This window comes from Paenibacillus sambharensis, from assembly GCF_003233845.1.
Classification (GTDB): Bacteria; Bacillota; Bacilli; order Paenibacillales; family Paenibacillaceae; genus Paenibacillus_I; species Paenibacillus_I sambharensis.
Map to the genome: position 1 here is coordinate 36,371 of NZ_QKRB01000041.1, position 26,675 is coordinate 63,045.

At 53.8% G+C, this 26,675-nt stretch carries 23 protein-coding genes; 1 reads left to right on the forward strand and 22 read right to left on the reverse strand.

Features of this window, described 5'->3' with window-relative positions:
* Positions 1 to 108: 108 nt before the first annotated feature.
* From DNH61_RS08535 to DNH61_RS08565, 7 genes are all read right to left on the reverse strand, one after another.
* Positions 109 to 1,245: an NAD(P)/FAD-dependent oxidoreductase gene (locus tag DNH61_RS08535; RefSeq protein WP_111146240.1), complete on the reverse strand. Its 1,137-nt coding sequence runs from the start codon at positions 1,243 to 1,245 to the stop codon at positions 109 to 111.
* Positions 1,229 to 1,987, reverse strand: a complete 759-nt coding sequence (locus DNH61_RS08540; protein ID WP_111146241.1) for a methyltransferase domain-containing protein — start codon at positions 1,985 to 1,987, stop codon at positions 1,229 to 1,231. Before DNH61_RS08540 ends, DNH61_RS08535 begins: the two co-directional genes overlap by 17 nt.
* Positions 1,974 to 3,194 carry a type III polyketide synthase gene (locus tag DNH61_RS08545; RefSeq protein ID WP_245948054.1) on the reverse strand — a complete coding sequence of 407 codons (1,221 nt, stop codon included), beginning with the start codon at positions 3,192 to 3,194 and terminating at the stop codon, positions 1,974 to 1,976. The genes DNH61_RS08540 and DNH61_RS08545 overlap by 14 nt, the downstream gene beginning before the upstream one ends.
* A gap of 119 nt (positions 3,195 to 3,313) precedes the next feature.
* On the reverse strand, positions 3,314 to 3,625 hold the full coding sequence (locus tag DNH61_RS08550; protein WP_111146242.1) for a DUF3889 domain-containing protein: 312 nt from the start codon (positions 3,623 to 3,625) through the stop codon (positions 3,314 to 3,316).
* A 67-nt stretch (positions 3,626 to 3,692) separates the two neighbouring features.
* Positions 3,693 to 4,493, reverse strand: a complete 801-nt coding sequence (gene bacA, locus DNH61_RS08555) for an undecaprenyl-diphosphate phosphatase (protein ID WP_111146243.1) — start codon at positions 4,491 to 4,493, stop codon at positions 3,693 to 3,695.
* Positions 4,494 to 4,723: 230 nt separating this feature from the next.
* Positions 4,724 to 6,010 (reverse strand): hemolysin family protein, encoded by a 1,287-nt coding sequence (locus DNH61_RS08560; protein WP_342771381.1) that lies wholly within the window; start codon positions 6,008 to 6,010, stop codon positions 4,724 to 4,726.
* A gap of 54 nt (positions 6,011 to 6,064) precedes the next feature.
* Positions 6,065 to 7,093 (reverse strand): DUF4184 family protein, encoded by a 1,029-nt coding sequence (locus DNH61_RS08565; protein WP_111146244.1) that lies wholly within the window; start codon positions 7,091 to 7,093, stop codon positions 6,065 to 6,067.
* Between the two features lie 194 nt (positions 7,094 to 7,287).
* Here DNH61_RS08565 and DNH61_RS08570 point away from each other — a divergent pair, with 194 nt between their 5' ends.
* Positions 7,288 to 8,523, forward strand: a complete 1,236-nt coding sequence (locus DNH61_RS08570; protein WP_245948056.1) for an MFS transporter — start codon at positions 7,288 to 7,290, stop codon at positions 8,521 to 8,523.
* Between the two features lie 146 nt (positions 8,524 to 8,669).
* Here DNH61_RS08570 and DNH61_RS08575 read toward each other — a convergent pair whose 3' ends face one another.
* From DNH61_RS08575 to cls, 15 genes are all read right to left on the reverse strand, one after another.
* Positions 8,670 to 10,646: a glycoside hydrolase family 15 protein gene (locus DNH61_RS08575; protein ID WP_111146245.1), complete on the reverse strand. Its 1,977-nt coding sequence runs from the start codon at positions 10,644 to 10,646 to the stop codon at positions 8,670 to 8,672.
* Positions 10,647 to 10,652: 6 nt separating this feature from the next.
* Positions 10,653 to 12,092 carry a glycogen synthase gene (locus DNH61_RS08580; RefSeq protein ID WP_111146246.1) on the reverse strand — a complete coding sequence of 480 codons (1,440 nt, stop codon included), beginning with the start codon at positions 12,090 to 12,092 and terminating at the stop codon, positions 10,653 to 10,655.
* Between the two features lie 33 nt (positions 12,093 to 12,125).
* Positions 12,126 to 13,238: a glucose-1-phosphate adenylyltransferase subunit GlgD gene (gene glgD / locus DNH61_RS08585; RefSeq protein WP_181438626.1), complete on the reverse strand. Its 1,113-nt coding sequence runs from the start codon at positions 13,236 to 13,238 to the stop codon at positions 12,126 to 12,128.
* Entirely contained in the window at positions 13,235 to 14,401 is a 1,167-nt protein-coding gene (locus DNH61_RS08590) for a glucose-1-phosphate adenylyltransferase (protein WP_111146247.1), read from the reverse strand. Before DNH61_RS08590 ends, glgD begins: the two co-directional genes overlap by 4 nt.
* A gap of 420 nt (positions 14,402 to 14,821) precedes the next feature.
* Positions 14,822 to 15,091 (reverse strand): DUF1294 domain-containing protein, encoded by a 270-nt coding sequence (locus tag DNH61_RS08595; RefSeq protein WP_111146248.1) that lies wholly within the window; start codon positions 15,089 to 15,091, stop codon positions 14,822 to 14,824.
* 3 nt (positions 15,092 to 15,094) lie between these two features.
* Positions 15,095 to 17,446: an RNA polymerase recycling motor HelD gene (helD, locus tag DNH61_RS08600; protein WP_111146249.1), complete on the reverse strand. Its 2,352-nt coding sequence runs from the start codon at positions 17,444 to 17,446 to the stop codon at positions 15,095 to 15,097.
* A gap of 222 nt (positions 17,447 to 17,668) precedes the next feature.
* Positions 17,669 to 18,538: an alpha/beta hydrolase family protein gene (locus DNH61_RS08605; protein ID WP_111146250.1), complete on the reverse strand. Its 870-nt coding sequence runs from the start codon at positions 18,536 to 18,538 to the stop codon at positions 17,669 to 17,671.
* A 13-nt stretch (positions 18,539 to 18,551) separates the two neighbouring features.
* Positions 18,552 to 19,307 (reverse strand): oxygen-insensitive NADPH nitroreductase, encoded by a 756-nt coding sequence (nfsA, locus tag DNH61_RS08610; protein ID WP_111146251.1) that lies wholly within the window; start codon positions 19,305 to 19,307, stop codon positions 18,552 to 18,554.
* A 158-nt stretch (positions 19,308 to 19,465) separates the two neighbouring features.
* Positions 19,466 to 19,840, reverse strand: a complete 375-nt coding sequence (locus tag DNH61_RS08615) for a hypothetical protein (RefSeq protein WP_111146252.1) — start codon at positions 19,838 to 19,840, stop codon at positions 19,466 to 19,468.
* Positions 19,841 to 19,969: 129 nt separating this feature from the next.
* Entirely contained in the window at positions 19,970 to 20,674 is a 705-nt protein-coding gene (locus DNH61_RS08620; protein ID WP_111146253.1) for a spore coat protein, read from the reverse strand.
* 117 nt (positions 20,675 to 20,791) lie between these two features.
* On the reverse strand, positions 20,792 to 21,487 hold the full coding sequence (locus tag DNH61_RS08625) for a DUF421 domain-containing protein (protein ID WP_111146254.1): 696 nt from the start codon (positions 21,485 to 21,487) through the stop codon (positions 20,792 to 20,794).
* A gap of 12 nt (positions 21,488 to 21,499) precedes the next feature.
* Positions 21,500 to 21,730, reverse strand: coding sequence for a DUF7667 family protein (locus tag DNH61_RS08630; RefSeq protein ID WP_181438627.1), 231 nt, complete (start codon positions 21,728 to 21,730; stop codon positions 21,500 to 21,502).
* 78 nt (positions 21,731 to 21,808) lie between these two features.
* A complete protein-coding gene (locus DNH61_RS08635; RefSeq protein WP_111146255.1) occupies positions 21,809 to 22,642 on the reverse strand; it encodes an MBL fold metallo-hydrolase in 834 nt (277 codons plus the stop codon).
* Positions 22,643 to 22,812: 170 nt separating this feature from the next.
* Positions 22,813 to 25,059, reverse strand: a complete 2,247-nt coding sequence (locus tag DNH61_RS08640) for an alpha/beta hydrolase family protein (RefSeq protein ID WP_111146256.1) — start codon at positions 25,057 to 25,059, stop codon at positions 22,813 to 22,815.
* A 163-nt stretch (positions 25,060 to 25,222) separates the two neighbouring features.
* Entirely contained in the window at positions 25,223 to 26,647 is a 1,425-nt protein-coding gene (gene cls / locus DNH61_RS08645; RefSeq protein ID WP_111146257.1) for a cardiolipin synthase, read from the reverse strand.
* Positions 26,648 to 26,675 lie beyond the last annotated feature (28 nt).

The following is a 26,675-nucleotide window of genomic DNA, read 5'->3' on the forward strand; positions in this document are numbered from 1 at the left end:
CTCCAATCCAGTATTAAGTAGATATACGGTTCACCGTGCGTTTGGATTCAAATTACTGGAAAACGATTCATCTGACTAAGATGCGCGTCGCAGCAGATAGCCACAAGCTTATAAGCGGGTTGCTCTAACCAGCCGGGACGACAAGCCAGGAACTGTGTTTGCCAGCTGAGGAAGCACCCACGCGGCAGCAGGCATCTTAAGCAGCCTGTGGAGCATATTCCCCCAGTTCAGCGGACGGAGGAACTCACTGCGGATGGCATGCGTATAGGCTTGACGCCAGTTCTCATACGAAAGCTCGCCCCGCAGGAACTGGTCAGCCATGCCGGCACACAGCTGCGAGGAACGCAGCGCCATTGCCATTCCGTCTCCGCACAGCGGCGGGATAACGGCAGCCGTATCGCCCGCAAGCGGAATGCGGTCCCAAATCTGCGGGCGTGAGCCGATATGAACCGGAAATACTGCCGCTGCCGTGCCAGGTATGAGCTCTGCCTGGCTCATCCGCTTCCGCAGGGGAGGGTGCATGTCGATGAACTGTTCCATAATCAGAATCGCAGAGCTGCCGCTTTCCTTGGCCAGCCGGGATGTGACCAGCGCTGCCGCATTGATCTTCCCGTCTTCTACCGGGCTGAGCCCCAGATACCCGTCCTTCAAAATATAGAGTTCTACTGCCGATCCGATCGCCATATTGTCATAATGCGCTTTTACCCCAATATAGCCTTCACCCTTATCAGGCAGCCGCCGGTGTCCGGGAAGGCCTGCCGGAACGCTCCCTCCCATCGCGCTGACAACTGTGCGGGCTTCTATGGTTTGTATTTCTCCGCTGTGCCGCAGCTGAATGGCGAAGCCCTCCCCAGCCGAAGGCTGGGATATCGCCTGTACGACATGTCCATCCAGCAGGCTGGCGCCTGAACAGACAGCCGCCTTGTGAAGAGTGGTATCGAGCGCATAACGACTAAGACCAAGCGCCGTTCCAGGGAGCGGGACCTCTATAATCCGGCCGTTCGGAAAGATTAGTCTGGCCTTCGTTATACGTGCCGGATTCAGTGCCGATACGGTATCCTCAAGCTGCAACCCGTGCAGCAGACCGATGGACTCCGGCGACATAAACTCGCCGCACACCTTATGCCGCGGGAATGTCTTACGGTCGATCAGGACCGTGTTCCACCCCTTGTCAGCCAGCGTCTTCGCAAGAGACGCCCCGGCTACCCCAGCCCCCAGTACAGCTGCATCAAACTCTTGAACCACGTTTGATCCCCCATCCTTCAGCCTGCACAGCCGGACTGCTTATGACTACCGCATAGCGGAACAGAGGCCGCCATGAGAAATAAAGGTCGGGCCGTCCCAGTTCCGAGCCGAGTCTCCTCCAGTCCTCCGCCCGGAAGCCCTTCGCCACGGATAAGGGGCCGTCATGCCGGATATACCGGTTGGCTGTCAGCAGCCGGGCTGCTGTCCATACCGCAGCCCATGGAATCCAGTGGCGGTGTATGTCGTTGATAACTACCCCGATCCTGGAGGCTGCCAGCATTGCTTGGACTGCTGCCGGTAATTCGTGCTCATCGAAGTGATGGATGAGCTGGGTAGCTGTGACAATGTCCGCCTCCTCTTCCGGAAGCTCGAATAGATCCCGGCGGGTCACCTTTACTCTAGGTTCGCTCCGGTAGTAAGCCCTTGCCTCCTCGCACGCTTCCTCTGTTACGTCTGCCAGCGTAATCCGCAGCTGTAATCCGCAGCTGTCAGCCCATCTCAGCAGCCTGCGGTTAACATCACCCGAGCCGGCTCCGACATCCAGAATCGATAGTTCACCGGGCTTTCCCGCTTCCTGCCACAGCTTCTGAACCCCGTGCAGAGTTGGTGATGCTGCCAGAAAGACGGTATTCAAAATCCGAAGCTTCTGAAGAGCTGCTCTAAGCTCCTCGCCCCCAAGCGTAAAATCATCCATCAGCTCTGCTCTTACCGCCCGCTGCCTGAACGTCTTAAAGAGGGGCATAAACCGCCACCTCTCTATCCGCTATAGATTGTCGCGATACAGGGGGAATAAAGGTCATGCGGACAAGCTCGGCTGTCAGTCCAGGTCCAAAGGCCACGGCCATCCCTTCCGTATGCTCTTCCCTGCCTTCTCCCTGCAGCGTCTGCCTGATCTGTTCCAGCACGAACAAGATGGTGGCGGATGACATATTACCGTACTCACGCAGCACCGCCCGGCTGGCATGCACCTGCTCATCCGAGAGTGCCAGCATTTCCTGAATAATGTCTACGATCCCTCTACCGCCCGGGTGCACCGCCCAAAAATCCGGTCTGTCTCTTTCACCCAGCACCTGGATGACTTCCGCAGGAACAAACCTGCCAAGCAGCCTGGGAATCTGTGTAGACAGATACAGATCAAATCCGTGACCGCCTACATCCCAGGTCATTTCGCCCTCGGAATCCGGAAACAGAACACACCGGCTGTCTTCAAGCCGGAATATTCCCCGGTCACGCGGGGTTAAATTACGTGTGGCAGAGCCTATGACGCAAGCTGACGCGCCGTCCCCGAAGAAAGAAGCGCCATACAGCGCCTCACGGTCTCCCGATGGCTGAAGGTGAAGCGTGCAAAGTTCAACACAGACAATTAGGATGCGGGAGCCCGGATGGCCTGCCATCATATGCCCGGCCAGGCCGATTGCCTTCAGCCCGGCAGCGCAGCCGACAAAGGTAAGCGGAATCCGCATAATATCAGGCCGCAGACCAAGCTGCTTGATCAGCTCCGTTTCAAGACCCGGCAGCCATTGTCCCGTACAGCTGACCGTTACCAGATGGGTAAGAGCCTCCGGTTCAGTGCCGGAGCTGTCCATTGCGCCTATCGCCGCTTGAAGTGCAAGCGGTACTGCTTCACGCCGGTAAACCGCCATACGTTCCGCTGTAGTTGGAGCCCCCTCCTTCAAGGTCAAGGGATCGCCCAGATAGCGGCTGCCCGCAGCAGCCGGCAGCAGGTCCGGCTCACAGGTGTACCGGGTTTCGACTCCGCACTGCCTGAACAGCCGCCTGACCCACCTGCCCGTATCCGACTGGCTGCCGAATGCCTCCGCAAGCCTGCCCGCCGCCTCCTTCTGCTCCAGCTTGTGCGGGGGAAGCGCCGTACCGATTCCGAGGATCGCCGGCGCTTCCTGGCCTGATGCGCCCGGTTCCATTGGTTCTCCGATTCCTGTCCGATTCATCCTATAACCTCACTCCTTGTTCATACATGCTAATCCCCGCGGTACATCTTGGACAGCGCAGCACAGAAAGGGCTGCTCTGTCCGTCCGCAGGACGACAGGGCAACCCTCTGCTATATCGTTATGGCTTAACCTCTTCAAACACAACATCCGTATGTCTGCTGCTCACTGTATCAACCGATATGTGAACAACAACGCCGAACTCTTCTCCTGCCTGCCGCAGCCACAGCCGGAAGGATTCCACGGCTTTATGCTGGCCAGCTTCCCTGCGGCCCAGGTAGCGGTAATCGACAATGCTGGCCTTCTCGTAGCGGATGGCGGTTCGTTCCATCGCCAACCGGCCCCATTTTGCATATTCCGGCTCCATGCCAGCTCCTGCTGCCATAAACAGCGCACAGGCCAGCAAGGCCTTTATTAAGAATGATTGTCCCACAGCTGCCCCCTCCAATCCTTGGAGATAGGGTTCTCAGCCCGCTGCCAAAATATGCATGCCGCCAAGGTTACATCATGAACAGATAGAAGACAGCCGCAAGAACAAACCGGTAAATAGCAAACCACATCAGCTTAAGCTTCTTGATCAGGTTCAGGAACGTCACGACTGCAATCATAGCAACAATGAAGGAAGCGGCAAGACCGATGAGAAAGAGCGGCATATCGCCCGCTGTCAGAAATTCACGGCTCTTATACAAGTCGATGCTTGTTGCGCCAAGCATAACCGGAACCGAGATCATGAACGTAAAATCCGCTGCTGCCTTCTGGCTTGTGCCAAGGAGCAGACCGCCCGAGATGGTTGAACCTGAACGCGAGAAGCCGGGCCACAGCGCCAGACATTGAAACATGCCGATCCCGAACGCCTGCTTATATGTAATGTCATTCGTTTCCTCAGCGGTCACCGTACGTTTCGTACGCTCAGCCACAATCATCAGAATACCGCCCGCGATCAAAGCATAGATAACGGTCATCGGCCCGAACAGATGCTCCTTGATCAGACCGTGAAGGCTGATGCCAATCACACCCGCCGGAATCATCGCGATCACCATGTGAATGGCGTTCAGCTTGTTCGGCTCATTGAAGCGGAAGCGGAGCATATCCTTCAGAATCGTCATATACCTGTTCCAGTAGAGAACAAGCACGGCCAGTACGGCCCCCAGCTGAACGACGACTTCGAACGTCTTGGCAACATCCCCTTCAAAGTTCAGCAGATGTGCCGTGAGAATCATGTGGCCTGTTGAGGAAACCGGCAGAAACTCGGTCAGCCCTTCTACAATTCCCATAATAATACCGGTAATTAAATCACCCAATCCACTCACTCCGTTTCCTTATCCCATTCTCTTCTCTATACGCCTCGCCCAGCTCAAGTCACTCCGCCAAAACTGGGCATTAGCGCAATAATATTCGCCCAGCAGTTGAAAAATTCCTTCTTGTCCAAATTCCTCATCTCCCCCTCGTATCAATTTGGCCGAGAATCATGCCTTCAGAGGCACAAAAAAGAGAAGCGCAGCCGCGCTTCTCCTAGTTTCTCTGGCCTGATTTACAGCTTATGGAGCTCCGCCTTCAAGATCCGGTGCTTATCCATCTCGGTAACGGTAATCGTCAGCTCATCGTGCTCCCAGGTATCACCTGTACGAACCTCCGGACGCTCGCTGTAAATCCAGCCGCCAATCGTATCGACATCATCATTGGGCAGCTCGGTGCCCAGCAGCTCATTAAGCTCGCTAAGCAGCACCTTGCCTTCCACACGGTAATGGCCCGGCTCGACCATCTCTATCGCCTTTCGTTCGTCCTTATCGAATTCATCACGGATTTCGCCGACGATTTCCTCCAGAATGTCTTCTATGGTAATGATGCCGGAGGTGCCCCCATATTCGTCGAGCAGCAGGGCAATATGCACCTGCTCCGCCTGCATTTTCTTAAGCAGGGACTTCACCGGCATAACGTCCGGCACCGTCATAGGCGGCATGATGAGCCCAGCCAGCTTGAAATCCGGATTATGATCATACTTCAGGAAGAATTGCTTGGTGTTAATGAAGCCGACAATATGATCCTTGCTCTCCCTGGCAACCGGAAACCTGGTGTACTGCTCGCGTTTTATGATCTGCAGATTCTCTTCCAGCGGCTTGTTCAGGTATAGGCAAACCATGTCCGTACGGGGTACCATGATTTCCCTGGCAAGCAGGTCGTCGAATGTGAATATCCGGCTGACATAGCTAAGCTCCGTCTTGTTAATTTTGCCGCTTTCATAGCTTTCAGACAAAATATGCCTGATCTCCTCCTCAGAATGCGCCTCTGACTCGCCGTATTCCTTCCGCAGGCCGAATAAGCCCGCCAGCAGACTGGCGGTTCCTCTGAGCAGCCAGAGCGCCGGAAACATCAGCCAATAGAAGGCGATAACCGGCAACGCGCACCAGGCCGCTACCTTCTCAGTCTTCTGTACCGCAGCAGTCTTGGGCACAAGCTCTCCAAGCACGATATACAGGAAAGCAACCAGCAGGAAGGCTACGAGCGTGGATACGGCTGCCGTGGACTGCTCCATACCCTCCAGCCGGACAAGCAGCGGCGTTACCGTTCTCTCCACCGTAAGCGCACCCAGCCAGCCAAGCCCGAGAGCGGTTAGAATCATTCCCAGCCTGCAGGCAGACAGGTAGCCATCCAGGTTGCCCATCACCCGCTGAAGGGCCAGCGCATGACGTCTTCCTTCGATAACCATCTGATCCACTCTGCTTGGCCGCAGCTTAACAAACGAAAACTCAGCAGCGACAAAGAAAGCGGTTAGACCAATCAGCAGTGCGACTAGAAACCATTCAAGTGCCACAAGCATACGCCCTTTTCACTCATTGTCATGTTAAGCTCTATTACCCTTATTCTCCCCCGATTAACTTTCATACCGCTTATTGTGTCCTAAGCCGCTGCCTTTGATTACCTCCGTCTTCTGATCCGCAGTTCTCCAGCTGACTCTCCAGCAGGAGGCGACAAGCAGTACGAATGAGATTAGCCATATGCAGCCGATCCACCGCATGTAGAAGAGGTCCATATAATCCAGCCCCGGCAGCCTCCCGGCAAGCTCCAGGCCATGACGCTCAAGCAGCCATCCCGAGGCCCAGCACCAGCCGGCAGAACCGAATACAAGCAGCAGCTTAAGCAGACCGAGCGCCAGATTGCGTTTATGCATTACCAGTACACCAGCAGTAAACCATCCGATAGCGGCAGCAGTGAAAGGTGCGATTGCGATTAGTTCCACGACCTTAAAGCCTCGGATAGAATAGGCCTTCAAGAGAAGGACAGCCGCGGCTGCGAGCAGAGCCAGCAGGATAAAGCCAAGCTTGGCGCCTCCAGAATGAAGCGGCCGTCTGTCATCCCGCCCCCTCCCTGACCTCCACCTCCACCACCTGTAGACTGCGTACAGCACAAGTGCTCCGATCCCGAAGACAGAGAATCCGTACTGCAGCCAGTGATATACATGGTCACCTGCTACTGACCGGCGAAGAAAGGACAATCGCTCGTAGAAAAATGTATGCTTGTGAGTCCACTCATCCATAAACATGTGGGTCAGAAACCCGATAAACAGGGAGGCTATAAAGACCACCCAATCCTTCAAGCGGTTCAGTCCCCAACTGTCTCGCGGTTCAGCGAACCGGTCGGCGCCGCCTGCAGAAGGCAGCATAAGGGGCAGTGTTGGCCGCATAAAGGTGTGAAAGGCGAAGGCCAAGGCGGTGCAGAGCGGCAGGTGAATCAGCATAAACCCTTCCAGGGAATGGCCGATTGTACGAAAAGGCTTCAGCGCCACAAAATACTCCAAATCCGGTGCCATGCTGCCCAGAACAAGCCCTGTTGCACATAAATAACGTGGGGCCAGCTTCTTGAGCGGTGCGGCAAATGCGGCATGCGATATGGTAAAGGGCATCTCTTGCAAAACTCCTTTGCTGCAGGCTGTTTATCCTTGTTACGAATTAAAGCTGTGTATTGTTTTATTTTTCGGCAGCCGATGCCTGCATCTCCAGTTTTCCATAGTGACAAATTCAACACCTATCCTGTAAAGTAAACTGGTGTATTCTGCTGCCATTATCTATTCTTGCTCACGACAGGAGTCGATTCAAGGTGATCCAACACTCACCGCCTAATAGGCCGGCGGCGGCTGCCGCTGTCGTTAACGATGCACCTCCTATTGCGACGACCAGAGCGGACCATACCTTCTTCTGGATCGTCACCCTGCTCTACTGGATAACACTCTATGTATATATGCCCATACTTACTCCCTATCTGGAATTCCGGGGATTGTCCATGGAGCTGATCGGGCTTGTGCTCGGCAGCTATGGATTTACGCAAATACTGGTAAGGCTGCCGCTCGGCATCTGGTCCGACAGACTTCGCAGGCGGAAGCCGTTCATCATGCTCGGCATGCTGACCGGTGCGGCCAGCTGCTTCTTGTTCACCATTCCCGGCTCCGCTGTCTGGCCGCTTGCCGGCCGGGTCATGGCAGGAATATGTGCCTCCACCTGGGTTGCATTCACGGTTTTGTATGCTGGCTATTTCCGCAGCCAGGATGCCACGAAAGCCATGGGAACGATCAGCTTCATGACCGTTTCGGGCCAGCTGGCGGGGATGGCAGTCAGCGGATTTCTAGCCGAGCATTACGGCTGGGAAGCCCCCTTCGCTGCCGGGATCGGCATAGGCCTCGCCGGCTTGGCGGCAGCCTTCGCCATTAAAGAGCCAAAGGATGGATTGAGCGGCAGACAGCCGATCTCGCTGCAGGAAATGAGGGGCGTTGTAAGAGAAGGGATTTTACTGCGCATCTCGATCCTCTCCATTCTAGCCCATTGTGTGCTGTTCATTACGATGTTCGGCTTTACACCCCTTAAGGCGACAGCGGATCTTGGGGCTGACAAGGTTGACTTAACCCTTATTGTCGCTGCCTTCATGATCCCGCATGCCTTCACGAGCCTTGTCAGCACCAAATGGTTTGCACCCCGTTGCGGGCCGTGGAACATCTTAATGGCCGGCTTCCTGCTGAGCGGCCTCTTCACGGCTGCAGTCGTCTGGTCGCCGTCTCTTCCGGTATTAATGGCTACACAGGCATTCAACGGCTTCGCGCAGGGACTGTCTCTGCCTATTCTTCTTGGCATGGCTATCCAGGATGTATCACAGAGCAAACGAGCGACCGCTATGGGGTTCTACCAGGCGATGTATGCGGCCGGCATGTTCGCAGGACCCTTCCTGGCCGGATGGCTGAACGGTCTCGCTGGTATTGACAGCGGCTTTTACTTCGGTGCGGCTGCCGCCGCAGCCGGTGCTCTTCTCGCCTGGTTCTGGCGCACAGCGCCAGGCAGGCCATAATACCAAGCCGAAATAATAGGATCAGCTTAATAAGCAGGCTGGGCCCCAGCAGCTCTTTTTAGAACAGCTGGAGCCCAGTTCTTTTACTTGGAGAGCGTTATCGTTAAGGTTACCCTGGTCTTATCCAGATCTTTATCACACGGTCTTTACCGCTGGCCATCCTGTCCCTTCAGCTTGCGGTAAGCCCTGGCATACTTGCAGACGCTCTGCACGTAGGTTGCATGCGACCAGGTCAGCGGCGCAACCGCAAGCGGCGAGCCGTCGAACGGGTTTAACTGCTCAGGCAGCACACCGCTGGACAGCGCCTGTCTGGACACCCATTCCAGCGTTCTTCTCGGTGCCTCCAAATCCGCAAGCGACTTGGCGGACGCAATGTCATAGTTGGCAATCCATAAGGTACAGATAATCCATGGGTTACCAGGGATATTCTCAATATCCCCTGACTGCTGGAAATAATAGTCGTTGGTATAGCGGGCAATGCCGCCAACCTCTGTTTTGACGCCCAGGCCGCTTCGAATTGCTTCAATCGTGCGTTTCACCCGGCTGTCATCCACCGGCAGAACCCCGAACTCCCACAAGCCGAACAGGCTGCTCTCAAGCGTCATATCCTTCACCCAGGCACCGTCCTTGTAAATTAAGCCTCTGGCGAACCGGCCTGATTCTTCATCCCAGATATGCTCAAGAATGCCCTGTTTGATTACCTCCGCCGTATTCCGGTAATGATCGCTCCGTTCATAATCGCCGAACAAATCGGTGAAATAGGCGGCAGCCATCAGACCGCCGTATACGGAAGCCGCCGTATACGTCCAGATTCCGTAGCGCTCCTCCCACAGGTCGTAGCTCGGCTTTGGCAGGTTCATCCCCGGCTCCATAAATTCACTCAGAAAATTGGCCGCCTTGCGGATCAGCGTGCTGTAATGCGACTGCGGCAGCTCAATGACCTGATGGTAAGTGTAATCCTTCCACATCGCATAGAGCACCAGTGCCGTCTCATCCTCCTGGATCGGGAGCCGCTCGGCGCCCTGAACGAGATAGGGATGCCAGCTGGAGCCCACCGTACCATCCGGATTGTATTTGTGAAACAGATAGCCTTCCGGGGACAGCGTATCCGCACAGAACTGGAAGAATGGCGCGATCATGCTCTGGTAGCCGGCCAACGACATGGCCTCGGCGATTAAAGCGCCGTCCCTTGGCCACATATAGCTGTAGTGGTCCCGGTTATACTGCAGAATATCGGTATCATTCGCAGCGATAATTGCCCCGTTCTCGTCCGTCTGCGTCCGCACAATCAGAAGGCTCTTCTTGTACAGATTTACAACCTCATCCGTTAAGTCGCCAAAGTCAGTCTCGGTCCGCAGCAGCCAATGCCGCCAGTAGATCACAATCCGGCTGAGCAGCTTCTCCGGGTGGCTGTCGCTGACATACTGATTCAGCTGCTTCACCTCTTCGAGGTTACGGCCGGCAGACATCCAGTAATAGACCGTCTTCTCTCCTCCGCCCGGGACCCGCGTCATGAATCCGATTGTGCTGTCCACAGAGCCCTGAGCGATGGAATTACCCATCAGATTGCCGTCCTCGGCATCCCGCCATGTGCCCTCAGCGGAATGGAACCGTTTGATCCCGGTTGAATACTGCATAATGCCGCCTTCATCAGAGAAGCCGTTAAACATGAAATAACTGGAGCGCTTATAATGGAATACGGTCTTGTTCTCCGGATAAAACGCTGCCGTGTCACCAACCTCTGTTCCCTCGATCATAAGGTCATGATGGAAGAACAGCCGCACCTCGCGTTCATGATCTGTTGTACTCCGCACAACCACGCGTTTCAGATAGATGCATTCCCGCTGGTGAATACCATCGTTGATTTGCAGCTCCAGACCGAGCGCTTCATTGCGCGCAATTATATTCGTAACAAGTGAGTCCTCGACATAACCAAGCTCCATCTTCCACTCCGGCGAGTCCAGCCAGGAGAACGAGCCGTCCACCCATACGCCGAAGCGGCAGTACTGCCCGCCGACATGATTCAGCTGCCCAACGTAAGGAAAGTAAATATCGCGAATAAAGCAATTTTTGTCCAGGTTAACAAGCATTTTTCCGTTTCCGACAACCAGATGACGCGCCATGTATGATTACCCCTTTCCGTTTCCCGCAAGCGTATTGTATATCGCTCGATACTGCCATGCGGAACTGCTCCAGCTGTAGTCTGCGTAAGCGCCGTTATCGATGATTTGCCGCCATTGCGACTCCTGCCTGTAGCAGGCAAGCGCTTCATGCAGCGTGTCAAGGAAAGCGCCAGCCTCATAGGGCTGAAAGCGGAATCCTTTCCCTCTTCCTGTATATTCTTCATAAGCTTCAACCGTGTCCTTCAGTCCCCCAGTCTCCCGGACGACAGGCACTGCTCCGTATCTCATCGCGATTAATTGGCTGATCCCGCAGGGCTCCACCCGCGAAGGCATGAGATACAGATCGGAGGCGGCATATATTTTACGGGCCAGCGCATCGTCAAACCCAATGCGCACGGCGACCCTGTCCGGCCTCTGCCCGGCTGCCCGCAGAAGCATCTCCTCGTAGCGTCTCTCACCCGTCCCCAGTGCGACAAGCTGCAGATCTGTCTCCTGAAGGATGTGCTGCATGGCTTCTTTCAGCAAATCCAGCCCTTTCGGCTCTACAAGCCGGGTCACGATTCCCGCAAGGGGTACGTGTTCGGAGGCCGTCAGGCCAAGATCGCGCTGCAGGGCTGTTTTGTTCGTACGCTTGGCCTCAGGAATATCACCTGTGAACGGCTGTGCCAGCATGCTGTCGAGTCTGGGATTGAACAGCTGCTGGTCCAGTCCGTTCACAATGCCTGTCAAGTCCTTCGCCCGTTCCTGCAGCAGTCCGGCATAAGCACCACCGTAATCTGGTGTACGGATTTCAGCAGCGTAAGACGGGCTGACCGTTGTCAGCTTATCCGCAAACCGGATGCCGGTACGCAGGCAGCTCCCCGAACCAGAGCTGTCAAGAAGGCCGCTGTGCTCTTCCGCTTCTTCTCCAGCCACTTCATGAAGATCAGCCGCCTGCATATTCCCCTCATATAAGAGGCTATGTATCGTAAACACTGTCCGGATCTGACCGTATGGCTCTTCCCTAAACCTGCTCTTCAGCAGGTAGGGTATCCAGCCGGTCTGCCAGTCATGGCAGTGAATAATATCAGGCCTCGCCTGCAGGTAAGGCAATGCATCCAGTACGGCCATACTGAAGAAGATGAACCGGGAAGCCGTGTCGTGATATCCATACAGCTGCTGCCCGCCGAAGTAACCTGGCTCTTCAATTAAATAGTAGCGAACATCATCAAACGTCGCCTCTAGCAGCAGGCAGGTCCGCCGGGCGGCCCGGAAGCCCGTGCGAAATTCCGCTATACAGCGAAAGGCAGAGCGGATGCTGCCGGGTATTCCCCCGTATGCCGGAAGAATGACAGCAGCTCCGACACCGACCGAGACCAGCGACTTCGGCAGTGCGCCCGCCGCATCCGCAAGCCCCCCTGTTTTGACAATGGGTACCGCTTCAGAAGCGGCAAATAATACGTTCATGAAGTCATCTCCTGCTGCCTTAGCATTAGAATACTAGATAACCTTGCGCTTCACAGCCAGGTAAGGCGATGCTTCCACTCCCCGTATATCCCTGCCCGGCTCAATTACTACCTCTTTATCCAAAACAACATGCTCGAGCGTGCTATCCGGTCCGACGATCCCATTTTGCATAACAATACTGTTGCGGACCACAGCACCCTTGCCGACCTTGACCCCTCTGAACAGGATGCTGCCGATCACCGTGCCTTCGATTTCGCAGCCGTTCGCGATCAGCGAATTGACACTCTGCGCACCCTCCAGATAGCTTGTCGGCGGCTCATCCTTGACCTTCGTATAGATACGGCCCGGCGTAAAAAACAGCTCCCGCCAGACAGACGGCTGCAGCAGCTCCATATTATGCTTGAAATAGGCAGGCAAGGTGTTGACAATGCCAAGGTAGCCTTCATGGAAGAACGCCTGGACCTTCAAGGAATCAAGCCGCGACATGATCGCATCTCTCACGAGATGATCCTGGCCGCGTGCCAGCGATGTCTCAACAAGGTCAAGCAGCAGTTCTTTCTTTATGACGTACATTTCCATCGATGCGATATCTGTCTCGAGCCTTCCGAAATGCTCCTGGATATCGGTGACACGGCCATCCTCATCCACCTGCACCCGGCGGGCAAGCCCGGCCGGCTCCTCGTCCAGCCGTTTGCAGACCAGTGTAATATCGGCCTCCTTCTCCAGATGCGCCTTAAGAACTTCTGATAAATCCATATTGCATATCATATGGCTCCGGCAAATGATCACATGCTCGAGATGACAGCGGGCAAAGTAATCGCGGTGCATATAAAAATGAAACAGGTCTCCCTTGCGCAGGTCGCTCATATCATCCGCCACTGGCGGAAGCACGAATAGTCCGCTTTGACGGTGGTGCAAATCCCAATGCTTGCCCGATCCCACATGGTCCATCAGCGAGCGGAATTTGGTATGGGCAAACAGCCCTACCTTGGTAATTCCCGAGTTAACCATATTGGACAGCGTAAAATCAACCATCCGGTAGCGGCCGCCGAAGGGCACCGTTGCCAAGCAGCGGCTGTCTGTGAGAGTCTCAAGCGCATCCGTCTCCTGGATCAGGTTGATGACACCCATCATTTGCGCACTCATGCTTCCACCTCCGATGCAGCTTCGCTTTGTAGCACCATTTCGTCGCTTGCCACCACATGAATGTCACTATCCTTGTCAGGCGTTCCAAGGGTTACGCCGTCCGCTATGACCGCACCCTCACCAATGATCGACCGGCGGATCTTGACATTGCGTCCAATCTGCACATTCGGCATGATGACCGAGTCTTCTATGACCGTATCCTCACCGACTTGTACACCAGCGAACAAGACGGAATGATTTACCCTGCCCTCTATGAAGCAGCCTTCCGTGATAAGGGAATCGGATACGCAGCCGGTTGGCGAGACATAGTGGGCCGGCTGGTTCGGGTTGACTGAATAAATCCGCCACTCCTTATCATTCAGATTTAGGCTCGTGCGGTCGGACAGCAGATCCATATTTGCCTCCCAGAGGCTCTGAATTGTCCCGACATCCTTCCAGTAATCCTTAAAGGAATAGGCATGCAGGAAAATATCATCCTCCAGCATGGCCGGGATAATATCTTTGCCAAAGTCGTTGGTTGACTGGGGGTTTTCCTCATCACGAATCAGGTACTGCTGCAGCACAGGCCAAGAGAAGATGTATACGCCCATGGAGGCGAGATTGCTTGACGGCTTCTTCGGCTTCTCTTCGAATGAAACGATGCGTCCTTCTTCATTCGTCGCCATGATGCCGAAGCGGCTGGCTTCCTTCCAATCCACTTCAATGACGGCAATGGTTGCATCAGCGCCCCGCTGTTTATGGTCGGCAAGCATAAGATCATAATCCATCTTATAGATGTGGTCGCCTGAAATAATGAGGACATACTCGGGGTCATAGCGGTCGATGAAGCTCATGTTCTGGTAGATCGCATTAGCCGTACCCTTATACCAGCTGCCTCCCTTGGACTTCATATAAGGAGGAAGCACGGCCATTCCGCCGTCTCTGCGGTCAAGTCCCCACGGACTGCCGATACCCAAATACCGGTTCAGCACAAGAGGCTGATACTGCGTAAGAACACCTACTGTATCAATACCGGAATGTGTACAATTGCTGAGGGTAAAATCGATGATCCGGTATTTCCCGCCAAAATGGACGGCAGGCTTTGCCAGATTTTTCGTCAGAACACCAAGCCGCTTTCCTTCTCCACCCGCAAGCAGCATGGCGATCATTTCTTTCCGGGCCATGTTCATCACTCCCTGCTATCTGTTTGGACCTTCACTTTAGCACCGCTGTCATAGGAACAACGGGAAATCTTCTGCTTACAAGGTAATTAATACTTTGGGAGAGCGGCTGAACCAGCGATCAGCCAGACCGATCTGCCGCTCGAAGAGGATAGTGTAAAGTATAGATCGGTCATGGTGAGAGCTTGCTCTCTTCACCCCAATACCCGTGAAGTGGAAGCTCCAAACAAAAATGGGTCTGCAGCACAACGGTATGCATGAATCGTGGTGGAAATTGTGAGTTATTGAAGCGGATAGTTAGGCGGGTTATAAAACACACTAGCGGCACGATTGCTTCGGATGGCATCATCATCATTAGTTGATATTCATTATACTATGGATTCATTCAATTGCCATCTTCCCCCTTAATTATGTCACATTACTTCACATATAATTTACAATCAAAGTGATAATAGCAAGGTGCAGCACAACCAGCAGAGGAAGACCCAATGTAAACGACCGGTGTCTGGTCTTGTGGCGCCAAAGCTGCATAGCAGCTATTCCGCCTGCAGCTCCGCCGAGCGCAGCGGTGGTAAAAAGCGTTTTCTCGGCAATTCGCCGAGCGCCTTTTACCGCGCGCCGCTTGTCAACTGTCATAAAGCAGAACATAAGCATATTAACGATCACAACATATCCGGCGACGATAAACCACATGTTTCAGCCCTCCGTCCTGTAGTTTTCGGATGGCTGTTCACGCACAAAACGGCTTGGTGTGCCGTCAGACATCAAGACCAGTTCATGCATCGCCCTCGTACAAGCTGTGTAGAACAGCTTGCGTTCATTCTCATGCTGGTATACCTGCTCTGAGGCATTGTAAATCAGCACCGCATCAAACTCCACGCCCTTAGCCAAATAGGCTGGTATGATCGTGATACCCCGCTCAAATTGCATGGTATCCTTCGTAACAAGCCTCATGGACAGCGCACTGCCCAGCGTTGAATAAGCTTTGCTGCTCTCCTCGGCTGTCCGGCAGATAACGGCCACAGACTCATAGCCTTCCGCCGTCCACTCCTGCAGCTGATTGATAATCTGGCGGTGCAGTTCGTCCTGCCCGCCCACAAGCTTAACCAGCGGCAGCTCACCTGCCCGGTTGAAGGGCTCGATCTTATCGCCCCCAGGCACCATTCCTCTGGTGAAGCTGACAATCTCCCGGGTTGAACGATAGCTGCGCAGCAGATGAATCCATTCGGTCTGTTCAGGTCCGTACAGATTAGTCAGCGGATCAGCATCGGCCATTGCAGATGTCTGCGCATAGATAGCCTGGTTAAGGTCGCCAAGCGCCGTCATCCTCGCCCGGGGAAACAGCCACTTCAGGAATTCAAGCTGGAAGGGCGTGTAATCCTGGGCCTCGTCTATGATAATGTGCCGGACATTCGTGTTCGCTCTGAAGCCTTTAAGCCGTTCGTTAAGGTACAGGTAAGGTGTGGCATCCTCGTAAAATAGTCTTCCCTGCTCCAGCTCACGTACCGTCTGGGCGGCAATCTCGTCCCACTGCTCGGGAAGCGCATGAGAACCCGCCGCCTGCTCGGCTGCATTCCGGTCTTCGAACAGCTTCCGGTACAGCCCCTTGACATCGGCAAACCTCATCAGCTTGATTCTGGCGCGGACCTGCTTTAAGGCAGAGGAAACGATCATCTCGGCAAGCATCTCCTTCTCCGCTTCGTGGTCGTCGAAGGTTTCGCCCAACCCCTTCTTCTGTTTGCGCAGCCTGCTGTATGCACGCTGGTAGTCTTCAGCAGAAAGCAGCTGCATCTCCTCCTCGACCCAAGCTTCCTCCTTCACCGATGCCGCATAACGCTCCACACGCTCCAGCAGCCAGTCACGAACCAGGATCAGCCGGTTGGCAAGCCGGATTGAACTGTCCATGCTGTAAAATTTGTTAACCATCTCCTGGGCCGTTACAACCGGCTTCCCCCGGAAGACAACAGGGCGGAATCGCATGCCCCTGTCAACAAGCCCGTCAAGGTATCGCTTAACCAGCTCCAGATATGCAGTTGACGACTTGTATCTGATCCCTTCCAGCCTGGCGCTGTAGCCCTCTTCCTGTCCGGCTGTCAGCACAAATTCCAGCTGGGCGAAGGAATCCTCCAGTTCAAATTCTCTGCCAAGCCTTGTCTCCAGATATTCCTGAAACGTTGTCTGCAGCATGTTTTCTTCTCCCAGCTCAGGCAGGACAGACGATACATAACTGTTGAACATCGGGTTTGGCGAGAAGAGCACCATCTGGTCTGAAGTGAGCACACCCCGGTACTTGTAGAGCAAGTAGGCAACCCGCTGGAGAGCAGCCGATGTCTTTCCGCTGCCTGCAGCCCCCTGTACAATCAGCATACGGCTGCTGTCATTACGGATGATCTGGTTCTGTTCCCGCTGGATGGTAGCTACTATGCTCTTCATCGCCGAATCCGAAGTGCGGCTCAGCATCTGCTGCAGCAGCTCGTCGCCGATGGTCACACCGGTATCAAACATATAACGGATCGTTCCGGAACGGATAACAAACTGCCGCTTAAGCTCCAGCTCACCTTTCACTTCTCCCCCTGGCGTATCATATACGGCCGGTCCTGGCGGATAATCGTAATACAGGCTGGAAACAGGTGCCCGCCAGTCATACACAAGGAATGTATCGCTGTCATCCTCCCGGAATGAAGCGATGCCCAGATAGATGGTTTCAGCTTCGGCATCCTCTTCAGCCCGAAAGTCAATTCTCCCAAAGTACGGCGACTGCATCAGCCGTTTAAGCTTGCTCAGGTAAGCGGCGGAGTGGCGCTGGCTGCGCTCCCGTTCAGCAAGCAGGTCAGCCTGCTGCTTCATGCTGAAATACGTCTCGGTTAAATCCTCGGCGTTGCTGAAGTTAACCGTTACTTCATCCCAGAAATGCTTGCGGATTTCCACCGCTTCCGACCGGACATCTCCGATCTCATCCTCCAGCTCGCCGGCGCGTTTTGCAATACGGTCAACAACAGACGTCACGCGAGCCTGTTCAGCCTGCCACTGTTGATCATTCTCGTTCACGTAAGCTTCACTCCTTACTGCTTTGATTCCAACAACCGGTTAAAACGTTGACAGGAATCATCCATGTAGTGTATAATTATATTAGTAATATTTGTTTATTTACCTTCACCTTTTCCAATTTCTTTATTGTACCAAATTGTACCCGTCAATTCAATGTGAAACGCCCCTGAACGCCTCGGCGGTCAGGGGCTTTGTTGTATGATCGTGTATGCTTCGCAAATATTATAAGGACAGACTGCGGCACAGAAAAGAGAGACTTGATTCCAGTGCTTCAGTTAATTCAGCTGTCGGCCCTTCAAAAGGATGCACGGCGCCAAAAGTATGGCCTGCACCTGAAATGGTCACATATTCATGCTGCGGAGCGGCATTCTTCATCAGCGCATGGCCCTTGACCAGCCTGTCGGCATCTGCATCGCCTTGAATAAGCAGAACAGGAGCCTGGAGCTCTGCCAGTCGCCTTGGAATATCGAAGCGTTCCCTATTTCGCTGAAGATCGTCAAAGAACCCCGCTCCAATTGGCATCTCCTGCCTAGTTCTGGCATTAGCAACATAGGCACGGCCGTTTTGCCGGGCTTCAGCTTCAAACCTGTCATCGAACAGATTGGCATTGGCGATTCCATTCCAGGTTACTATTGCACGAATATCCGGATGATCAGCACCGAACAGGATGGCATTGCCTCCTCCCCTGCTGTGCCCCAGAAGGGAAAGCGAGCGCTCATCTACCCCGTCCATAAGCGGCAGCAGCCGGCGGCTGACTGCGGCAAGCAGCGCCTCCAAATCAGCTTGTTCCCGGGAATAGGTGTTAGCGGCAAACTTGTCTAATTCGTCAAAATCTGTCTCTCCCACTCCGTTGCATGAGAAGTCGAAGCGCACAGCGTAGAATCCATTCCTGGCGAACCATTCCGCCGTATAAGGCATAAACCCCCACTCGGCGAAGCCTTTGAACCCATGGCAGAGCAGCAGGACAGGCATTCCTTGTCTGCCCGGCGGACTTCCTGCGACCAGACCAGCATCGCCGGCTGTTACGGTCCCCTTCAGGTACAGCCCTTCTCCCAGATCCAGCCGGAATCGCTCAGACTTTAACCTAGCCAATTATTACACCTCCCTAATCATCAAGCCGGAATCCCTGGTTCTTCAGGTAGCCGCCGATCTGTCTGCCTGACTGCGACTGCTTCGCAGTCATCTGTTCGGACCAGCTGCTCTCCAGCTTGCCGCCCGACCGTTCTCTCATGTAAGCCCGGTGACGTTCATCATATTCAGCTATATGGCTGTGATACGCTTCCGAAGAATACTCATTCTCATGCATGACTGCTTCCGGACTCAACCGGGGTCTGACGACTGGGTCCTGATCGGGATAGCCGATGCACATACCGAATAAAGGAACAACCAGCTGCGGCAGCTTAAGCAGCTCGCCTACACGCCTGATATCATTACGGATGCCGCCAATATAGACGATGCCCAAACCAAGCGATTCTGCCGCGACAGCCGCATTCTGGGCGGCCAGTGCTGTATCTACGGCACCTATTGTGTACCATTCTGCATTCGCTCCATCCAGCCCGGCGTCAGCTGTTCCCTGACCTGCTGCCAGAGTGTAGCGGTATAAATCCGCGCACCAGACCCAGAACTCCGGACTCTCCAGCACGTAGCTCTGGTTCCCTGTTATGGCCATCAACGTCTCTCTTAATCCCTTGTCTGTTATACGGATTACACTAAAGGCCTGCATGTTGCTGGAGCTTGAGGCATGCTGCGCTGCAGCCAATATTGCCGCCCGGTGCTCACCCGCAATCTGCTGATTCGTAAATTTACGAATCGACCGGTGCTTCATCAGTCCTTCGATTGTTAGTCCATAGTTCGTCTCCATCTCTCATGCTCCTCTCCCGATTCTTCTGAAGGTAATTCTTTCACTACCATGATACCAAAGCATGGGCGAAAGACAAAAATAGACAGCGAATAGGACTGTCCCGGTCCCATCATAAATACCGAAACAGTCCTAATCTTTCATTCGTCTAACCCAACCGTTTACACGAGACCGCCATGCTCCTCAGCAGTCCGTACAGCTTGTTCATAATCATTGGCATCTATAACGGCTGTAAGCAGCACATCTCTCCCAGTCACCCGGTTATCGGGACCTCCGGAACTGAGCCCGCTCGCGCTGACACTAGCAGCCGATAGAATTCCTGCATTGTGATCTGTGATCTGCGCATCAAGCGTCAGATAGCCCAAGCTGTGAAAATCACTTGTTAACGGGTTCATGATCCGCTCGTTTCCATCACCGGGCATGCCATCAACCCGGCGGATTGAGCTGTCCGTCAGGTTCAGCTGCTTGATTTGCTGCATAGCCGCTTCGGCTTCTTCCATGCTTTTAAAATAAGCCAGCAGATTTTTTTCCGTCATCTGTTGAATCTCCTTTCTCATTCGCAAGGCTGTAAAGCCTCATGTGCAAAAACGACCCGAAAACCGGGTCGTTTCTGATTTTATCAACGGCGTCTGAAGGTGCGCCTCCATTTGCCAAATGAATGCCGCTTACTGCGGCAGCGTATGGTTGTAGCCTCTCCCCTGCTGCATCGCGTTCATGTTATTCATATCCTGCATGCTGCCTGCATGAGATGTAGGATGCATATTGCCCTGGTGCATAGCATGCATCATGTTTGGCTGATTCATGCTGCCGCCCATAGACTGCTGCATGCCGCCTGCGGTTGCATACATGCCGAGCATAGTGTCAGTCGTTACTTCTTTCATCGTAGGCACCTGGTAGTAGCCCTGCTGGTTCATGTACTGCCATACCTCGTAAGCTTGCTCCGAGCAGTTGATCGCCGCTTGCTGCACAGCACGGCGGATTTGCGGATTTGCACATTCCAGCGAGCCCTTCATCTTCAGGCCGGCAGCCGACTTCAGAAGACCAAGCATACAGGAAGCTATATCGCGGTCGTCCATCTGGCTTGCGCTTGTAATCGGACTCATCTGCTGCGGGTTATCGAGACCATATACTGGCTGGGAAGTCTTCATTGCCCGGTAAGGAGCCGCTTGAGACATGCCCTGCTGCTGCGTCATCTGCACCATGCTGTTGTATTCATTCATCATGAACTGCAGCTGATGGTCCATCATGTGCTGAAGCTGCGGGTCTCTAACCTGTCCGCGGAGCAGTTGATACGTGTTAGCAGCATCGATTGTACAGTTCAGGACTTCGTGAATTTCCAATACCTCGTGAGCGCCTAAATTTGCTGTCATTAGTATGTACAGCCTCCTTATGAGCTATCTGTTGTGCCATGCCAACCATGACCACCACATAGTATCTCCCAACAGGATGCCGTTATACACGATCCCGGGTCTGACTATTCAGATTTCCTATTGAAGCCTGTCCTCGAGACTGGCTGGGCCCTTCTCACCAATTACCTGCAGGAAAAGATCGGCTGTCGAAGGGTCGGAAACCTTCTCTCCCTTCTGATGCCCTGGTTTCGCCTCACTCTTGGAGCCGCCGGTTGTTTGGCCGCCGGCCTGGACCTTACCTTGTTCCAGCAGCTGTTCAATCAAGCTGCGCAGGGTATGAACATCCTTGCTCAAGCGGACCAGATCCTGCTTGGAAGCCATCTGTGCAGACTCATTCAGAACGACGGTAATCTGTCCTCCAGGCTCTAATATGGCATGCTTGACATCCGATCGCCTCAATACACTTTTCTGACGGAGCTGGTTGTCGAGCAAATCTAACGTTAACCGGACCTTTTTCAGGTTGCGCTCCTGCAGCTTTCCATGAACGATCAGCGGCACAGGACTGCCCGTGATGAGCTTCTCAACCCAGTTAAGTTTGAGCTGCACCCATTCCAGGCTGATCAAGGTTACCACCATTATAGCTGCAATGGAAAAAGCGACCCATATGCTCTTGCCTGACACAGGCTGGATGAGCAAAGAGCCTATCGCAATCATGATAACCGTCTGTGAGGTGGTCATCTGCGAAATGGACTTCCGTCCGGCGATCCGCAGCAGGCCAGCTCCTGCCACGACGATCAAAATCGTCTTCCACAGCCACTGCCACTCTAAGTTCACTATGCTAATCCCCTACCGTCTCGAAAGCTTCTCAATTTTGCCACACAGCTCATGCTGCCACTGCGTGTCAGAGGTCATTGATGCGAGCAGCGACATATTCTTCAGATGAGCCAGCTCCCGGCAATAAGAAGCATTGAAAGCCAGACAGTGCTCATAATCCGTCTGCTCTGCAGCTGTCAGCTGCCTGGACTGCCGCAGCACCCACAGCTCCGCGAGCCGCTCGTGAACAGGAAGAATCGGCATCCGTAACCCCTCCTTTCCTTACCATTATGGCCAGGTGTACGGATGCCGAAACCCGCTAGGGGGCGATTTGGACTTGTCTTACTTATTTACAAAACGGCCCTTCTCGGGCACTGCTATCTCGTCGAAATGTGAAGCCAGATTCTCAAGTCCCTCAATCAGCGCGGAACCTTCCATCGGCAGTCCATGACCGGTTACCGCTGTCTTTGGCCGCAAGGCCAAAAGCTTCTTAACGGATGTACGGGAAGCATCCCAGTCTGTAGTCATATATTTGGGAGGACCGCTGATTTCCTGCTTCTGGGTTACCACCTTGTACAGCGACTCCTGCTGCACGGTAACAAAAGCGTCACCCGCGATGAGTGTCCGGTCCTTCTCACGGAACAATGAAACATGACCCGGTGTATGTCCCGGTGTGTGAATCACCCTCCAGTCGGGCAAGTCCGGGATCGTCCCGTCTGTGTTATAAGCCTGAACACGGCCAGTCAGATCAAGCCCGTCATGCGGAAACATCGGAGACATCTTGCTGACCATTCCGTTATCAACCGAAGGATCACCCGGCGGGTAAGACTGCTCTCCTGTTAAGTAAGGCAGTTCAGCAGCGTGCGCATAGACCGGAACATCCCAAATCTTTAGCAGCTCCGGCAAGGCGCCGATATGGTCAAAATGACCGTGAGTCAGCAGAATCGCCTTGGGCTTGCAGCCTTTTCCATACAGCCTTTCCGCCTGCTCCACGATATCATTCTCCGACTTGGTAACACCCGCATCAACCAGGAACCAATTAGAAGGGTCTTGTCCGACATAACACACATTTACAATTTGAACGGTTAAAGCATAGACCTCAGGCGCGAAAAATGCCCCCTTGCCGCTTGCCTTCGATGTTAGCGGCAGCGGCGCCTTCTCAAAGATATTGTCCATGATAATCCTCCTCTTTAGTAAGGATTGAAACAATCATAGTTTTCCCGGCAGAAGCCAAAAAAACCGCCCCCCGGCGGCTCTATTTCACCTTGCAGCCTCCTAGGACCGTATCCGCAAGATGAAATAGCTCCTCGTCAACTAATAAACGGGTAGGCGGTGATATGAATCCTTCAGTCATTCGCAGTAAACCCCAGATCATCGATCATGATTTTGCCTGGTCCGTTCGTGAAACGGATGGTGAGGCGAGACAACCCTCCTGCGAACAAATCGGACTTCGCTTTCTTGAAATAAGATACTGGAATCGTATACGTCTGGAAGACGGGCTCTATGGATTCTTTGTATTTTCCCTTCTTGAGTCTGTTCTCCAGGAAAGGATGAATCGTATACTTTATAGAGGGCGGAGTTCGAAAGTTGTCATATTCACGGAGCGGCACTGATGCAGTATTCCCATCCTGGTCTTCCAACTCGATGATCAGATCTGGAGCTGCAGCATCCTTAACCTCATGGCTGAGATCGGCAGCCGAGAAGGTAACGGCTGTTATGGACTCCGGGCTTACCGTTTGCCAGTAACGGCCAACAAAAGAGATGGTATAGGATGCTGCCGACTTCCATTTAAGCACCAGCGCATCTGTTCCCTTATCCTTGCCGTCACGGTTCAGAACACTGCCGTGGTACCAGGCTTCAACACCGTCCGCATACGCAGTAACGCCTGCATTGATAGATTCAAGAGCAGGCTGCTCAAATCGGCTGATGGCCTTGAAGGCGCAGCTCTCATAACGGGTAATGTACCCGGCAGCCGGCAGCCACTCCATGCCTGACCGGTAATCTTCAAACAGCCTCTCGTACTCTTCCTTGCCGTGCAGAGCAGTCTCCATAAAGGCGGACAGGTAAACTTGAGCTGCCAGGCGCTGCTCTTCGGCACTCATCACATTACCTGTATCCAGCAATATCCCGCCCGGCATGCTGAGGTCATAGGAGCCCCAGTCCGTATTGAACCGGCTGTGGTTGGCATCCGGCAAATAGACAGCAGATTTGAAAATATTGGAATTCTTCGAGAATGAAGTCCGGTTATACTGCTGATCTCCATAGAAGTTGTTAACATCCGCATCTCTGGCGCCCTGAAGGGTCAAGTAATGAATGTCTCGAAGATAAGCAGACTTCTTGTCAACTGTCCGGTCCGTCGGTGCAAGTGCGGCTACTGCCTTGATATGAACATTCTGCAGGCTTTCCAGCAGCGGGTCTTCATCAAACCACCTGCTCGCATCTGCCGCCATGGCCACAGCCTGGCCGCCACGGGAGTGGCCAATTAAGCCTACTCGGTCCAGATCAACCTTGCCGCCAAGCGGATGTTCGTCAATCAGGCTGAACGCCTGGATCTGCTGCAGATGCTGGAGCAGAATCCAAGCGCGCATCTTCATATCCTGATTCGGAATTCCTGTCCATACAGAATAATTAAGGAAATTCTCATCCACTGATACCGCAATAAATCCGCGGCTTGCCAGTAGCTCGCCAATATAACGGTAGCCGTCGTCCGACCAGTCCTCCATCAGATGGTTGCCATGCACGATAAGGACCAGCGGAAAGGGTCCCTCGCCCTCCGGCATCCATAAACGGCCGTTAAGCGGAAGCCTTGATTGGTCAAAGCCCCAGAACCAGGATCTGAGCTTCGGCCACCTGGTTATATAAGCGTCTGCATCGACTGTTTCACTGACCCAGTCCACGCCGCTTCCAAACTCCTTCCGATGCCGGTCCTTTCCGCTGCCATAGGTGTAAAAATCCACCTCATACGGGCCCTTATCAGCCGGATTTGCGGCTTGTATAGCAGTAATACCGGCACTGCTGTCCGCTGCAGGTATGCCTCCTGCCTCCTCGGAACGGTACCAGCTTGATTGCATCAAGCCCATCACAACGACCACTGCCAACCCAGCCGCTGCCCATTTCCAGCCCATTCTAATTCTCGGGTGTACCAGCATTCCGGCAACCCAGCCCGCAAGCGCGCCGCAGCCAACAGCTAATATAGACAGCAGAAGAGCAGGCAGCCAACCAATCTCGGCAAAATGAAACATGCCATATATTCCCCCGGCTGCCGACAGGTAGCAGCCGGTAAATAAACGAGGGATCGGTACACACATAATCGCAAGCAGCAGCGCAATACACCGGGACACAAGCCACAGGGCCAGCAGGCCTAGTGAAACTAGTATAACGGCATCCGTCCCGTATCCGAGACCGGTGGGCACTCCCATCGCTGTGACCGCAAGCAGCACGGCAAAGCATGCTGCAATCCCAAGGGATCCAGCCTTCCACATGAAGGAATCGTAGCGGTATGCAGCCGCCGCGCGGTCAACCAGACGCCGCCACAGGCCAGCTAAACGACCAGGACCGGGCTGCGGGGCAGGCTGTGGTGTTAAGCTGTTCATCTACTTCCCCCTGTATCCGATAACGTTCTATTAGACTTACTGTTCATTATAGACGCTTCCTATTAAAAGACCAACCGGGCGAGCAAGGCAATTTCATCCGGTTATATAACGCCTGTAACTGAACACGAACAAAAACGCTGCCTGATGGCAGCGTGTTCCGGTTTTACAATATAGGCGACAGCAGTCTGGCGCACGATTCTTCCACCCGGTGAAGGAGCGGACGCTGCCGGTATATTTCGAGCGTGAGCTCCCTGCAGTTTTCCTGATCCGCTTCAAAAATCCTTTGGAGCCGGTGTGCGGCTGCCGTATCATAGATAAACGCATTGACCTCGAAATTCAGCTTGAAGCTGCGGATATCCACATTAGCTGTTCCAACCGAGGCTACCCTGCCGTCGACGACGATCGTCTTAGCGTGAAGGAATCCCCGTTCGTACAGATAACACTTGATCCCGACCTCAAGCAGATCGTGAAGGTATGAATAGGTCGCCCAGTAAACCATCTTGTGATCCGGCTTGCTTGGAATCATAAAACGGATGTCCACACCCGCAAATGCCGCCATACGCAGAGCTGTAAGCAGACTCTCATCCGGAATAAAATATGGGGTCTGAATATAGATTGACTCTTTGGCCGCTAGAATCATCTTGATATAACCGTTCTTGATCTGCTCAAGCTCTTCATCCGGACCGCTGGCCACGATCTGGGCGCCGATCTTCCCGTCGTATTGATGCTGCGGGTAATACTGGTCATTTTCATAAAATGCCCGGTAGGGTGCCGCCAGGTTCCAGTCCATCATGAATTGGGCCTGCATCTGCAGGACGGCGCTTCCCTGGAAGCGAAGATGAGTATCCCGCCAGTAACCGAAGCGGGGAACGAGGCCCATGTATTCATCTCCGATATTGAGCCCGCCGATATACCCGTATCGGCCGTCAATAATGGCAAGCTTCCTGTGATTGCGGTAATTCACACGGAAGTTGATATAACGCAGCTTGGACGGGAAGAACGCGGCAACATGCCCGCCAGCAGCGATCAGCTGATCGAAGAATCCTCTCGGCAGCGAGGAGCAGCCGATATGATCATACAGGAACCGCACCTTCACCCCTTCGCGGGCGCGGCAGGCCAGGGCGTCTACGATTTTCCTCCCGATCAGATCGTTGCGTACGATGAAATACATCAGATGGATATGGTGTTCCGCCTTCCCGATATCCTGGAGCAGCGCATCAAACTTGGACAGTCCGTCAGGGAAAATATCCAGCTTGTTATCCTGCGTGTAAAACGCATTGCCGCTTGTGAGATTCATGAACATCATATCCTTGTAATAGGCCATCTGCGGGTCGTGGAAATTAATCCGGCTTTCCCTGAAGCGTTCCCGCTGCGCCTCGATAAGCGCATGGAATCTTCCCCGCTTCTCTTCCTTCATCTTATACAGCTTGCGCCGGCTCAAGTTCTGTCCGAGGATAAGATATAGCACAAACCCGGCACCAGGCAAAAAGAGCAGCACCATAATCCATGCCCAGGTGACGACGACATTACGGCGTTCCAGAAAAACAATAACGGCTGCAAAGAACAGGTTGAGAACCGAGATAATCATGTATAAATTATTATAGATGCCCGTAACC

Excerpts from the sequence above, each read along its gene's own strand:
- DNH61_RS08540 (WP_111146241.1), bottom strand. The coding sequence starts at position 1,987 with ATGCCCCTCTTTAAGACGTTCAGGCAGCGGGCGGTAAGAGCAGAGCTG.
- DNH61_RS08545 (WP_245948054.1), bottom strand. The coding sequence starts at position 3,194 with ATGAATCGGACAGGAATCGGAGAACCAATGGAACCGGGCGCATCAGGC.
- DNH61_RS08560 (WP_342771381.1), bottom strand. The coding sequence starts at position 6,010 with ATGCTTGTGGCACTTGAATGGTTTCTAGTCGCACTGCTGATTGGTCTA.
- DNH61_RS08565 (WP_111146244.1), bottom strand. The coding sequence starts at position 7,093 with ATGCCCTTTACCATATCGCATGCCGCATTTGCCGCACCGCTCAAGAAG.
- DNH61_RS08575 (WP_111146245.1), bottom strand. The coding sequence starts at position 10,646 with ATGGCGCGTCATCTGGTTGTCGGAAACGGAAAAATGCTTGTTAACCTG.
- DNH61_RS08580 (WP_111146246.1), bottom strand. The coding sequence starts at position 12,092 with ATGAACGTATTATTTGCCGCTTCTGAAGCGGTACCCATTGTCAAAACA.
- glgD (WP_181438626.1), bottom strand. The coding sequence starts at position 13,238 with ATGAGTGCGCAAATGATGGGTGTCATCAACCTGATCCAGGAGACGGAT.
- DNH61_RS08590 (WP_111146247.1), bottom strand. The coding sequence starts at position 14,401 with ATGGCCCGGAAAGAAATGATCGCCATGCTGCTTGCGGGTGGAGAAGGA.
- DNH61_RS08595 (WP_111146248.1), bottom strand. The coding sequence starts at position 15,091 with ATGTGGTTTATCGTCGCCGGATATGTTGTGATCGTTAATATGCTTATG.
- nfsA (WP_111146251.1), bottom strand. The coding sequence starts at position 19,307 with ATGGAGACGAACTATGGACTAACAATCGAAGGACTGATGAAGCACCGG.
- DNH61_RS08615 (WP_111146252.1), bottom strand. The coding sequence starts at position 19,840 with ATGACGGAAAAAAATCTGCTGGCTTATTTTAAAAGCATGGAAGAAGCC.
- DNH61_RS08620 (WP_111146253.1), bottom strand. The coding sequence starts at position 20,674 with ATGACAGCAAATTTAGGCGCTCACGAGGTATTGGAAATTCACGAAGTC.
- DNH61_RS08630 (WP_181438627.1), bottom strand. The coding sequence starts at position 21,730 with ATGCCGATTCTTCCTGTTCACGAGCGGCTCGCGGAGCTGTGGGTGCTG.
- DNH61_RS08635 (WP_111146255.1), bottom strand. The coding sequence starts at position 22,642 with ATGGACAATATCTTTGAGAAGGCGCCGCTGCCGCTAACATCGAAGGCA.
- DNH61_RS08640 (WP_111146256.1), bottom strand. The coding sequence starts at position 25,059 with ATGAACAGCTTAACACCACAGCCTGCCCCGCAGCCCGGTCCTGGTCGT.
- cls (WP_111146257.1), bottom strand. The coding sequence starts at position 26,647 with ATGATTATCTCGGTTCTCAACCTGTTCTTTGCAGCCGTTATTGTTTTT.